Source organism: Stenotrophomonas sp. JC08 (assembly GCF_052180205.1).
Taxonomy (GTDB): Bacteria; Pseudomonadota; Gammaproteobacteria; order Xanthomonadales; family Xanthomonadaceae; genus Stenotrophomonas.
This window is the reverse complement of sequence record NZ_CP197473.1, coordinates 1,342,951-1,355,195: the sequence shown is the minus strand read 5'-3', so window position 1 is coordinate 1,355,195 and position 12,245 is coordinate 1,342,951. Positions and strand designations below refer to the sequence as shown.

Genomic DNA, 12,245 nt, shown 5'->3' with positions numbered 1-12,245 from the left:
TGTCCAGGCTCCCGCCGATGAAACCCTGATGCTGGCCTATGCCGGCGGCGACAGTGCGGCGTTCTCCGAACTGTACGGACGCCATCGTGCGCGGCTGTTCCATTACCTGCTGGGCCAGTTGCGCGACCGGCCGCTGGCGGAGGAGCTGTTCCAGGACATCTGGCAGAAAGTCATCCATGCGCGCTCCGGCTGGACCCCCGAGGCGGCCTTCTCCACCTGGCTGTTCCGCATCGCCCACAACCGGCTCAACGATCACTGGCGGGCAGCGCGTCACCGCCCGCCCGCTCCGGCGGATGCCGACGAACGCACGGCACGGCTGGCCGACACCTGCACACCGGAACTGCTGGCCGAGGAGCAGGCCCAGCGCCGGCAACTGCGCCAGGCACTGGCCGAACTGCCGATGGAGCAGCAGGAGGTGGTGCTGCTGCGGCTGGAGCAGGAGCTGAGCCTGGAGGAGATCGCGCAGATCACCGGCGTCGGCCGGGAAACGGTCAAATCGCGGCTGCGTTATGCGATGGACAAACTGCGCGCGAGGTTGAACGAATGAACACGCCTGAGCCACTGGGTCCCGAAGAACGCGAGCTGGCCCGTCTGCTCGGCCGCCCTGGCGCGCGCGCGCCGGGCCCGGGTGCACACGTCGAGACCGCCATCCTGGTGATGGCGCGAGCTCCCGCCGATGCCATCGGCAGCGCACCGCCCGGTCCACAGCAGAAACCGTTGTCGCCTGCATCAGGTGGACGGCGCCGGCGCCGGCTGGGCGCTTCGCTGGCGGTAGCCGCCTCGCTGGTGCTGGTGGTCGGTCTGGCCTGGCAACTGCAGCCCACCACCCCGCCGTTGCCGTCCCCGGTCGAGGGCGTTGTGGATATGGCAGCGCCGGCGGCCGCCGAAGTGGCTGCCGAGGCTCCCCCATCTCCGGCTGCGTCTCCGGCCACCGTTGCAGCGCCCTCCCCGGCGTCACCCGAAGCTCTGCCACACTCCCGGACCCGGATCACCCACGCGCCCGCACAACCGGCCGCCAAAACCGCTCCGGCCCGTGCATCACCGCATACGACGGCCGCCATTCACGATGAAGCGCAAGTGATGCCGCCCCCCGCCGCCCCTGCGCCACCGGCCCCGCCGGCCTCCCCCATGCCCGCATCGGACGCATCCGCACGCCGCACCGCCGCTGAAGACATGCCGCCACGCCCGCAGTTCGACGGCCCGCGCATCATTCCGCATCATGCCGGCCAGAAGGCTACCGAAAAGGCGGCCGCGGCCCGCCGCGAGCGCGCTAACGTCGCTGCCGCACCGGCGACGGCGGCCGATAGGGCCACCGCCACGGCCGGGCGCGTGGTCGACATCGAGGCCGATGCCACGCTGTCGCGACGGCAGTGGCTCAAGCGCATCCGTGCACGCCGGGATACCGGCGATATGGAAGGTGCCCGCGCCAGTCTGCGCCGTTTCTCCATCGACCATCCCAAGGCCCGGATCCCGGCTGATCTGCAGCCACTGCTCGCCGACTGAGCCAGCCGCCCCACCTCGCTGGTGCCAGCCACTAGAATGGCGGGCAATGCTCGATACCCTTGCCACACGTGCCAGCCATGAGCTGGAAATCAAACACAGCCGCTTCATTGCACATGCCGCGCCGATCACCGGCGCCAATGAGGCGCTGGCGTTCTTCGACGCGGTCTCGGTGCCCGATGCCACGCACAATTGCTGGGCCTACCGCCATGGCAACGAATACCGTTCCAGCGACGATGGCGAACCGGCGGGCACGGCCGGGCGCCCGATCCTGGCCGCCATCGATGGCCAGGGCTATGACCGTGTCGCCGTGCTGGTGACCCGCTGGTATGGCGGCATCAAGCTCGGTGCCGGCGGTCTGGTCCGCGCCTACGGCGGTACCGCCGCCGAATGCCTGCGCCTGGCCGAGCGCAGCCCGCTGATCCCGATGGCCGAGCGCATCCTGCACTGCGGCTTCGAGGACATGGGCATCGTCCACACCCTGCTGGGCACGGCCGGTGCCGAGAAACTTGCAGAAGATTTCCTGCCCGAAGGCCTGCGCCTGCATGTACGGTTGCCAGCCGACCGCATCGACGCGCTGGCGATACGTCTGCGCGATGCCACCCGCGACCGCCTGCGCATGAGCGAGCCCGATACCGATGAATGACACCTCCCCCCCCGCCGCACCGCGCCGCCTGCAGAAACTAGGCAGCCTGAAAACGCTGTGGCCGTTCGTCCGCCGCCATGGTGGCCTGTTCAGCGCCTGGCTGATCGCCCTGGCGGTGTCGTCCACGGCCACCCTGAGCCTGCCGATGGCGGTCAAGCAGATGATCGACCACGGCTTTTCCGGTGGCGGCGAAATCAATCGCGCGTTCTCACTGCTGTTCGTGGTGGCGGTGGTACTGGCCCTGGCGACGGCTGCCCGCTTCTTCTTCGTGTCCCTGCTGGGCGAAAAGGTGGTCGCCGACCTGCGCGGACAGCTGTACGCGCACCTGATCGGCCTGGATGCCGGCTTCCATGACCGCAACCGCAGCGGCGAGCTGGTGTCGCGGCTGACGGCCGACAGCGAACTGCTGCGCAGCGTGATCGGCTCCACCATGTCGGTGGCGTTGCGCAGCATCGTCACTGTGGTGGGCAGCATGGTCATGCTGTTTGTGACCAGCCCGCGCCTGGCCGTGTATTCGCTGATCGGCATCCCGCTGGCGGTACTGCCCATCGTGCTGGGCGCGCGCCGGCTGCAGAAAATCTCCCGCGCCAGCCAGGACCGCGTTGCCGATGCCAATGCGCTGGCGGCTGAAACCCTGGGCGCGGTGCACACGGTGCAGGCGCATGCGCGTGAACCCTACGAGCGGGGCCGCTTCGAAGCGGCGTTGAAGGTGTCCGTCGCCACCGCGCGACACCGCATCCGTACCCAGTCCTTCGTCACCGCCATCGCCATCGTGCTGGTGTTCGGCGCGATCGTCGCGGTGCTGTGGTCCGGCGCACACGATGTGGTCAACGGCAGCATGAGTGCCGGCACGCTGGGCCAGTTCGTGCTGTATGCGTTGATCGGCGGCGGCTCGGTCGGCGCCCTGGCGGAAGTCTGGAACGAGTTGCAGCGCGCTTCCGGCGGCATGGGCCGCATCGCCGAGCTGCTGGACGAATCCCCGCGCATCACCGCCCCGGCACAGCCCCGGCCGCTGCCGATGCCGCTGCGCGGCGGCATCCGTTTCGAACACGTGTCCTTCCATTACCCGCAGCGTCCCGACCAGCCGGCACTGGACGACTTCAGCCTGAGCGTGGCCCCCGGCGAAACCGTCGCCCTGGTCGGTCCGTCCGGTGCCGGCAAGAGCACGGTGCTGTCGCTGCTGCTGCGTTTCCACGACCCCGATGCCGGCAGCCTGCAACTGGATGGCATCGACCTGCGCCAGTTCGATCCGGCACAACTGCGGCAGAGCATCGCGCTGGTCCCGCAGCAGCCGGCGCTGTTCGCCAGCAGTGCCGCCGACAACATCCGCTATGGCCGCCTCGAGGCCAGTGACGAGGAAGTACGCGCGGCGGCACGCGCGGCCGAGGCCGACGACTTCCTGCAACAGTTGCCCGACGGCTACGACAGCGACCTGGGCGAACGCGGCGCGCGCCTGTCCGGCGGCCAGCAGCAGCGCATCGCCATCGCCCGTGCGCTGCTCAAGGATGCGCCGGTGCTGCTGCTGGACGAGGCCACCAGCGCGCTGGACGCACAGAGCGAGCGCGCGGTGCAGCAGGCACTGGAACGGCTGATGCAGGGCCGTACCACTCTGGTGATCGCGCACCGTCTGGCCACCGTGCTGAAGGCCGACCGGATCGTGGTGATGGACCAGGGCCGTATCGTCGCCCAGGGCACCCATGCCGAGCTGCTTGCGCAGGACGGGCTGTATGCCGAGCTGGCCCGCCTGCAGTTCATCGAATGACCGCAGCCACATAACGGGCGGGTAACGCCCGCGGTGGCAGGCTGCATGGACTGGCAGCAGGCCGAAGACCCGGCCTGCAACAGCTTCCAACCGGAGATCGGCGATGACGTTCCGACAGTTCCCCGCGACCGGCGACGATGGCCGCAGCCGGGTGGTGATCGAATTCAGGGATCCGGACAGTTCCAAGCCGCCACGTTACACGCTGGAGGATGGCCGCCCGCTGGTCCGGCAAGGACAACAGCTGAGTACGCCCGATGGCGAAGTCCGGCTGGCGCTGGGTTCCGCGCGCCGCGCCTGACACCGGCCGCACCGGCCAGCGGCGCCGCTTTGCCGAACCGGCCCGATGCTGGTCAATTATTCGGCAAGCATCTTGACAGCCATATGCCGCAAGGCACGCCGCCGCTTATCCACATGTTTGTCGACATTCCATCCACACCCCCTGTGGATTAACCCGGCCACCGCGCTCACTGTCCCGTCAGTACCCGGCCGATGCCGCTGCTGTCGATTTCACGCGCCGCCGCGGCCAGCACTTCCGGCCGGTAGCTCTGCTCGAAGCCGATGCGGAAGTGCAGCTCGCCCGCCGGCGTCCGCGAGGAGTGGATCGAGGCCAGACTGACGCCGTGGCGCTCGAACACATGCAGCAGTTCGCGCAACGAACCGGCGCGGTCCTGCGGCAGGTGCACGCTCATCGAGCGCTGCTCGGTCAGGTCGGCCAGCAGGTAGCCGATCCGCTCGAAACTGTAGTTGCCGTCGCGCAGGGTCGCCGCATCGATGGCCTGGCGGTTGTCGTGCAGGAACTGCTGGCGGAACGCGGCACGCGCCTGTTCGCCCCCCTCGCCCACCAGATCGCGCAGGCGCTGCAGCTGCTCCAGCAGCCGCCCGAGCATCTCGGCGGTATGCGGGTTGTCGAACTGGATGTCCTCGTAGATCAGCGGATTGAGCGACAGGATGCGCGCGATCACCGCCGCATCCAGCTCGAAGGCGGCCGAGCGGTACGGCATCAGCGCCTGCAGATCGCCCAGCAGCGGCGCGTAGCTGCGCAGCACGCTGGCCTGGGCAAGATGGGTGGCATGCACCATCGCCTGTACCAGTGCCATCACCCGGTCATGGTGCTCGGGCGTGGCCCGCACGCATTCGGCCTGCAGCGCGGCGCAAAGCGCATCCAGCCAGGTTTGCCAGCGCGCCTCCAGCCGCGCCTCGCACACCACCATCACCCGGCCCTTCAGGGTCGGCGCCTTCGGCGGTGCGGTCATCGGGTGCAGCCCGGCCACGGACGCCTGCGACTCCAGCATCGCCGCGACAGGTGCGCCCTTGATCGAAGTGACATCCAGCCACAGCCTTCCCCGCTCGCGGCCACCGGACTGGCGGACGTATTCGCCAATCAGGCCGGGGGTGAGCCGGATCGGCGCGGAGAACAGCAGCACGTCAGCGTCTTGCAGCAGCTGCTCGGGCGTGTGCGAATCCGGATCGACCGGATCATGGCCGATCACCTGCAGCCCCATCCGCGTCTGGAAAAACCCGCGCAACCAGCGCCCGTAGGCGCCGCCACTGCCGACAATGCCGATGACCGGGGCGTTCATTCCAGACGCTCGGCACGGAAGCGGTACGGCGTACCGGTCGCTGCCGGCGCCGCGGCCAGCACTTCGAATTCTTCCAGGCCTTCGACCAGCGTCGCTTCCAGAGCCGCGTGTACGCCGGCAATCGCCCGTCCCACCGCATCGGCGAAGCTTTGGCCTTTCAACAGGAAGGCGACGATCAGCGCCATCAGCACATCGCCGGTGCCGGCCACATCCACCGGCAGGTGCGGCGAGGTCCAGCGCCAGACTTCAGTGCGGCTGATGGCCAGCGTCACCAGGTCGCCCGGATCGCCGGAAACCGAGTGGGCGATCACCCATTCCGGCCCGCGTTCCAGCAGCTTGCGTGAAGCGGCGATCGCATCGGCCTGCTCCAGTGCCGGCATGCCGCTGAGCCGGCCCAGTTCGAACGCGTTGGGTGTCACCAGCCAGGCATGCGGCAGCAGGCGCTCGGCGAAAACCGCCTCCAGCCCCGGCTCGACATAGGGACCGGTATGGGTGTCGCCGATCACCGGATCCAGGCAGTAGCGCAACTGCGGCGCGTGCGGCAGCACCTCCTCCAGCCAGTCGGCGAAGGCGACACCGTTTTCGACACTACCGAAATAGCCGGAAACCAGCATCTTCGCCCGCTGCGGCAGACCGCGCTCGCTGCTGCCCTGCAGCAGCTCGGCAAACCAGTCGGCGGGCAGCACGCGCCCGCGCAGGGTCGGATAGAACGGCGCATTGCTCAGCAACGTGGTCGGAATCTCCGCCACACGTATGCCAAGGGCGCGCAGCGGCGGCACCGCGGCGCTGTTGCCGGCGTGGCCGTACACCAGCTGTGACTGCACCGAAATCACGTCCACCGGCGAGGGCCCCTCCGGGCGTTGCCGGCGACCGTGCACGAGATGGCTGTGGTCGACTTCTTTCATCTGCGCATTCTACGACCGCCCTCCGTCCGCACCGGCATAGATTGCGCACGCAACCAATCGACCGCCAGAAACGACAAAGCCGCAGCAGGCTGCGGCTTTGTCACTGTGGAATCGATATCGATCAGGTCGACGTCATGCGGTCCCAGAAGCCCTTGACCCCGTCGATGAAGGTAGCCGACTTGGGTGAGTGCTTGCGCGCGTCCTCACCACTGAAGCTCGCCTCGAACTGCTCCAGCAGCTTGCGCTGCTCGGCGGTGAGGTTCACCGGGGTCTCCACCACGATGCGGCAGTACAGGTCGCCCTCGGTACGGCTGCGTACCGACCTGACGCCCTTGCCACGCAGGCGGAACAGCTTGCCGGTCTGGGTTTCGGCCGGGATGCGGATTTCGGCCACACCACCGAGCGTGCCCACGCGGACGGTGTCGCCCAACGCGGCCTGCGAGATGCGCACCGGCACCTCGCAATGCAGGTCGTCGCCGTCGCGGGTGAAGATGGCGTGGTCACGCACCCGCACCTCCACGTACAGGTCGCCTGGCGGGGTTCCCGGCGGACCGGCCTCGCCTTCGCCCTGCAGGCGGATGCGATCGCCACTGTCCACACCGGCCGGCACCTTGACCGAAAGCACCTTCTCTTCCTCGACCCGGCCATTGCCGTGGCAGGTCTTGCACGGCTTGGCGATGATCTGGCCACGGCCATCGCAGTTGTGGCAGGCCTGCTGCATGGCGAAGATGCCGCGCTGCACGCGCACCTGGCCACGACCGCCGCAGACGTTGCAGGTCTCGACCTTGCGATCCTCCGAGCCACTGCCATCGCAATCGCCGCAGTCGACTAGGGTCGGGATCTCGATGCGCCGTTCGCCACCGGCCACCGCTTCTTCCAGGTCCAGCTCCATCACGTAGCCGATATCGGCACCGCGCCGTGGCTGGCGTGCACCACCACCGCCGAAGATGTTGCCGAAGATGTCGCCGAAGATGTCGTTCATGTCCGGCCCGCCATGGCCGCCACCACCGCCCATGCCGTGTTCGAACGCGGCATGGCCATGGGCGTCGTACATGCGCCGCTTGTTGCCGTCGGACAGGACCTCGTAGGCCTCCTTGCACTCCTTGAACGCGGCTTCAGCGGCGGCATCACCCGGATTGCGATCCGGATGGTGTTTCATCGCACTGCGGCGATAGGCCTTCTTCAGCTCTTCATCGGTGGCGCTGCGGGAGACGCCCAGGACTTCGTAGTAATCGCGCTTGCTCATGCTTTATCTCTCCCTCCCCCTTCGGGGAGGGCTGGGTGGGGGTTGGTCGACAAGACAAGGGTCCGGAGCCACATCGCAGCCCCGAACCCTCACCCCAACCCCTCTCCCGCCGGGAGAGGGGCAACGGACATCAGGACTTCTTGTCGTCGTCCTTGACCTCGGTGAACTCGGCATCGACCACGTCATCGGCCGCCTGCCCGGCAGCGCCGGCGTCGCCACCGGCAGCACCCTGCTCACCGGCCGAAGCGGCGGCAAACAGCGCCTGGCCGGCTTCTTCCAGCGCCTTGGACTTGGCTTCGATCTGCGCCTTGTCGTCGCCCTTCATCGCCGTTTCCAGATCCGACAGCGCCGCCTCGACCTTGCCGATCACATCGCCACCGACCTTGCTGCCATGCTCGGTGATGGCGGTGCGGGTGGCGTGGATCAGGCCGTCAGCCTGGTTGCGGGTCTGCACCAGCTCATGGAACTTCTTGTCTTCCTCGCGGTTGGCTTCCGCGTCGGCGACCATGCGTGCGATCTCCTCCTCGGACAGACCCGAACCGGCCTTGATCTCGACCTTCTGTTCCTTGTTGGTCTTCTTGTCCTTGGCCGACACGTGCAGGATGCCGTTGGCGTCGATGTCGAAGGATACCTCCACCTGCGGCATGCCGCGCGGCGCCGGCTCGATGCCGGACAGGTCGAACTTGGCCAGCGACTTGTTGTAGCGGGCCTGCTCGCGCTCACCCTGCAGCACGTGCACGGTCACGGCCGACTGGTTGTCCTCGGCGGTCGAGAAGGTCTGCGAGGCCTTGGTCGGAATCGTGGTGTTCTTCTCGATGATCTTGGTGAACACGCCGCCCATGGTCTCGATGCCCAGCGACAGCGGGGTCACGTCCAGCAGCAGCACGTCCTTGACGTCACCGCCCAGCACGCCGCCCTGGATCGCCGCACCCAATGCCACGGCTTCGTCCGGGTTGACATCCTTGCGCGGCTCCTTGCCGAAGAACTCGCTCACCGCCTGCTGCACCTTCGGCATGCGGGTCTGGCCACCGACCAGGATCACCTCGTCGATATCGCTGGAACGCAGACCAGCGTCGTTCAGGGCGACACGGCACGGCTCGATCGACTTCTTGATCAGCTCTTCCACCAGCGCTTCCAGCTTGGCGCGGGTCAGCTTGATGTTCAGGTGCTTCGGACCGGAAGCGTCGGCGGTGACGTACGGCAGGTTCACTTCGGTCTGCTGCGCGGTCGACAGCTCGATCTTGGCGCGCTCGGCCGCATCCTTCAGGCGCTGCAGCGCCAGCGGATCCTTGCGCAGGTCGATGCCCTGGTCCTTGTTGAACTCGTCGACCAGGTACTCGATGACGCGGTTGTCGAAGTCTTCGCCGCCCAGGAAGGTGTCGCCGTTGGTGGCCAGCACCTCGAACTGCTTCTCACCGTCGACGTTGGCGATCTCGATGATCGACACGTCGAAAGTACCGCCGCCCAGGTCGTAGACCACGATCTTGCGGTCCTTGCCGTCGCCCTTGTCCAGGCCATAGGCCAGCGCCGCGGCGGTCGGCTCGTTGATGATGCGCTTGACGTCCAGACCGGCGATTCGGCCGGCGTCCTTGGTCGCCTGGCGCTGGCTGTCGTTGAAGTAGGCCGGTACGGTGATGACCGCTTCGGTGACCTTCTCACCGAGGAAGTCCTCGGCGGTCTTCTTCATTTTTTCCAGCACGCGCGCGGAGATTTCCTGCGGCGCCATCTTCTTGCCGTCGCTGGTCTCCACCCAGGCATCGCCGTTGTCGTGGGCGAGGATGCCGTACGGCACGTGGGCGATGTCCTTCTGCACTTCGCCGTCGGTGAACTTGCGGCCGATCAGGCGCTTGACGGCGTAGAAGGTGTTCTTCGGATTGGTGACGGCTTGGCGCTTGGCCGAGGCACCCACCAGCACTTCGCCGTCCTTGGTGTAGGCGACGATGGAGGGGGTGGTGCGGTCACCTTCCGCATTCTCGATGACGCGGCCCTTGCCGCCGTCCATGATCGCCACGCACGAGTTGGTGGTGCCGAGGTCGATACCAATGATCTTGCCCATGGGGGACTCCTGAGATTCGTATGCCGGCAGCCGCCGGGGATGAATGGGATGTGGGGGAGGACCTGATGACATTCAAGCCACCCCCGGAACAGTGTTTATTGCTGGCCGCACCCGTTCAGCAGTCGGCCAGCCAGTGGATCAGTCGACCCGGGCCACCACCACCAGCGCCGGCCGCAGCAGGCGCTCGTTGAGCAGGTAGCCCTTCTGGAACACGGTGACCACCGCGCCCGGGGCTACGCCGGCGGGGGCGTCGACCTGGCTGATGGCCTGGTGGTGTTCCGGGTTGAAGGCTTCCCCGACCGGATCCAGCAGGCTCAGGCCGTTGTCGCCGGCCACCTTCAGCAGCTGCTTCAGGGTCAGCTCCAGCCCTTCGCGCAGCGGATTGGGCTCGCTGCCGGCGGCATTGAGCCCGGCATCGAGGCTGTCAAATACCGGCAGCAGTTCGCCCAGCAGCTTCTCATTGGCGAATTTGCGTGCCTGCTCGATGTCGCGGGCCACGCGCTTGCGCTGGTTGTCCAGATCGGCGCGCTCGCGCAGCGCCTCGGCCTTGACCTGCTCCACCTCCGCGCGCAGGGCCTGGATCTGCTCCTGCTGGGGATCGGTGGCCGCATCGGCACTGGGGGTGGGGTCGAGTTCGGGGTGCTCTTGGTTCATTTCCGGTTCCCTGGCGGAAGTTCTGCCGCCTACTCCGCCCCGTATATGGGCAGTACCAGCGGTTTCAAGACCGCGACGCAGCCGGTGAGACGCCAACGACCTACGCTGACCCCGAAATTCCACTCCGGACGTTTGCCCGGTCCTGCGCACATGCTAGTTTTGCGCGGCCCCATAGCCTGCCAACCATGCTCAGACATCTCTCGATCAAGGATTTCGCCGTTGTCCGCGCCACCGAACTGGAGTTCGGCCCGGGCATGACCGTGGTTTCCGGCGAAACCGGCGCCGGCAAATCGCTGATGGTCGATGCGCTGGGCTTCCTGTCCGGCCTGCGCGCCGATTCCGGCGTGGTCCGCCACGGTGCCAGCCGCGCCGAGCTGTCGGCCGAATTCAGCCTGGCCGACGACGCCCCGGCGCGACAGTGGCTGCACGACAACGAGCTCGATGACGATGGCCAATGCCAGCTGCGCCGGGTGATCCGTGCCGACGGTGGCTCACGCGCCTTCATCAACGGCCGCCCGGTGCCGGTTTCGCAGCTGGCCGAGCTGGCTGCATTCCTGGTCGAGATCCATGGCCAGCACGACCAGCAGGCCCTGCTCTCACGCCCCAGCCAGTTGGCACTGCTGGACGCCTATGCCCGCAACGAGGCCGAGCGTGCCGCCGTGCGTGCCGCCAGTACCGCCTGGCAGGCGCTGTTGGACGAACACGATGCGCTGTCGCAACAGGGCGATGTCTCCGACCGGATCGGTTACCTGGAACACCAGCATCTCGAACTCCAGCGCGAGGATCTGGAGCCGGAAGCGATCACCGCACTGGCCGCCAGCCACCGCCGCCAGGCCCATTCCACGGCACTGATCGAAGCCTGCCTGCAGGCGGGCAATCTGCTCAATGGCGATGACGCCCCGTCCCTGCTCAGCCAGCTGCAGCAGGTACGCAGCGAGCTGGCGCGGGTCAGCCAGCACGATCCGCGGCTGGGCGACATCGACGCCCTGCTCGACGCTGCTGGTATCCAGCTGCAGGAAGCGCTGGTGCAGCTGGACCGCGTGCAGGACGATCTGGACAGCGATCCGCAGGCATTCGAGGACATCGAGCGCCGTCTGGGCCGGCTGCACGATCTGGCCCGCAAGCACCGCGTGCCGATGGAGGAGCTTGCCGCCACCCGCGAGCGGATCGACAGCGAGCTGGAGCAGCTGCGCGGTGCCGACGAACGCCTGGCCAAGCTGGCCGGTGAAATCGACAAGGCCCGCGTCCACTGGCAGGCACAGGCGCAGAAACTGACCCACAGCCGCAGCACGGCCGCGCAGACGCTGTCGGCCACCACCACCGCGCTGATCGACGAGCTGGGCATGGGCGGTGGCCAGTTCCTGATTGAGCTGGAACCCCAGCCCCAGCTGCGCCCGGACCCCAACGGTGCCGAGCGCATCGAGTTCCTGGTCGCCGCCAATGCCGGGCAGCCGGCACGTGCGCTGCGCAAGGTCGCCTCCGGCGGCGAGCTGTCGCGTATCTCGCTGGCCATCGAAGTGGCCGCGCTGGGGCTGGATGCGGTGCCGACCATGGTGTTCGACGAAGTGGATTCGGGCATCGGCGGCGCCATCGCCGACATCGTCGGCAAGAAGCTGCGGGCACTGGGCGAACACCGCCAGGTGCTGTGCGTCACCCACCTGCCACAGGTCGCCTCCAAGGGCCACAGCCATTACCGCGTCAGCAAGGCGCCGGTGGAGGGCATGACCCAGAGCGCGGTGGAACTGCTCGACGGCAAGGGCCGCGAAGAGGAGCTGGCGCGCATGCTCGGCGGTGCCGAAGTCAGCAAGGAGGCCCGCGCCGCCGCCCGCCGGCTGCTGCAGCAGGCCTGAATACGAAAACACCGGCGCAGGCGCCGGTGTTTCAAGATTGCTGTAC

11 protein-coding genes are annotated in these 12,245 nt (G+C 67.6%); 6 read left to right on the top strand and 5 right to left on the bottom strand.

The features are described 5' to 3' along the window. The first annotated feature begins 28 nt into the window (after window positions 1-28). From ACSBPQ_RS06190 to ACSBPQ_RS06170, 5 genes are all read left to right on the top strand, one after another. Complete coding sequence (locus tag ACSBPQ_RS06190) at window positions 29-547, top strand: RNA polymerase sigma factor (RefSeq protein ID WP_442684526.1); 519 nt, start codon at window positions 29-31, stop codon at window positions 545-547. Beyond that, the gene (locus tag ACSBPQ_RS06185; RefSeq protein ID WP_442684159.1) at window positions 544-1,503 is read left to right on the top strand and encodes a hypothetical protein; all 960 of its coding nucleotides are present in this window, start codon (window positions 544-546) and stop codon (window positions 1,501-1,503) included. Before ACSBPQ_RS06190 ends, ACSBPQ_RS06185 begins: the two co-directional genes overlap by 4 nt. Window positions 1,504-1,549: 46 nt before the next feature. Beyond that, entirely contained in the window at window positions 1,550-2,146 is a 597-nt protein-coding gene (locus tag ACSBPQ_RS06180) for an IMPACT family protein (RefSeq protein ID WP_442684158.1), read from the top strand. After that, on the top strand, window positions 2,139-3,908 hold the full coding sequence (locus ACSBPQ_RS06175; RefSeq protein ID WP_442684157.1) for an ABC transporter transmembrane domain-containing protein: 1,770 nt from the start codon (window positions 2,139-2,141) through the stop codon (window positions 3,906-3,908). The genes ACSBPQ_RS06180 and ACSBPQ_RS06175 overlap by 8 nt, the downstream gene beginning before the upstream one ends. A 103-nt stretch (window positions 3,909-4,011) precedes the next feature. Then, a complete protein-coding gene (locus tag ACSBPQ_RS06170; RefSeq protein ID WP_442684156.1) occupies window positions 4,012-4,206 on the top strand; it encodes a hypothetical protein in 195 nt (64 codons plus the stop codon). Between the two features lie 166 nt (window positions 4,207-4,372). On the opposite strand, the gene ACSBPQ_RS06165 is transcribed toward ACSBPQ_RS06170, so the two are convergent. The 5 genes from ACSBPQ_RS06165 to grpE form a co-directional block, all read right to left on the bottom strand. Further along, complete coding sequence (locus tag ACSBPQ_RS06165; protein WP_442684155.1) at window positions 4,373-5,488, bottom strand: prephenate dehydrogenase; 1,116 nt, start codon at window positions 5,486-5,488, stop codon at window positions 4,373-4,375. Next, window positions 5,485-6,393, bottom strand: a complete 909-nt coding sequence (gene pdxY / locus ACSBPQ_RS06160) for a pyridoxal kinase (protein ID WP_442684154.1) — start codon at window positions 6,391-6,393, stop codon at window positions 5,485-5,487. The genes ACSBPQ_RS06165 and pdxY overlap by 4 nt, the downstream gene beginning before the upstream one ends. Window positions 6,394-6,514: 121 nt before the next feature. After that, entirely contained in the window at window positions 6,515-7,639 is a 1,125-nt protein-coding gene (gene dnaJ / locus ACSBPQ_RS06155; RefSeq protein ID WP_442684153.1) for a molecular chaperone DnaJ, read from the bottom strand. A 130-nt stretch (window positions 7,640-7,769) separates the two neighbouring features. Beyond that, the gene (gene dnaK, locus ACSBPQ_RS06150) at window positions 7,770-9,695 is read right to left on the bottom strand and encodes a molecular chaperone DnaK (protein ID WP_442684152.1); all 1,926 of its coding nucleotides are present in this window, start codon (window positions 9,693-9,695) and stop codon (window positions 7,770-7,772) included. A gap of 138 nt (window positions 9,696-9,833) precedes the next feature. Continuing rightward, complete coding sequence (gene grpE, locus ACSBPQ_RS06145) at window positions 9,834-10,349, bottom strand: nucleotide exchange factor GrpE (protein WP_442684151.1); 516 nt, start codon at window positions 10,347-10,349, stop codon at window positions 9,834-9,836. Window positions 10,350-10,534: 185 nt separating this feature from the next. Between grpE and recN the strand changes: the two genes are divergently transcribed. Continuing rightward, entirely contained in the window at window positions 10,535-12,199 is a 1,665-nt protein-coding gene (recN, locus tag ACSBPQ_RS06140) for a DNA repair protein RecN (RefSeq protein WP_442684150.1), read from the top strand. Window positions 12,200-12,245 lie beyond the last annotated feature (46 nt).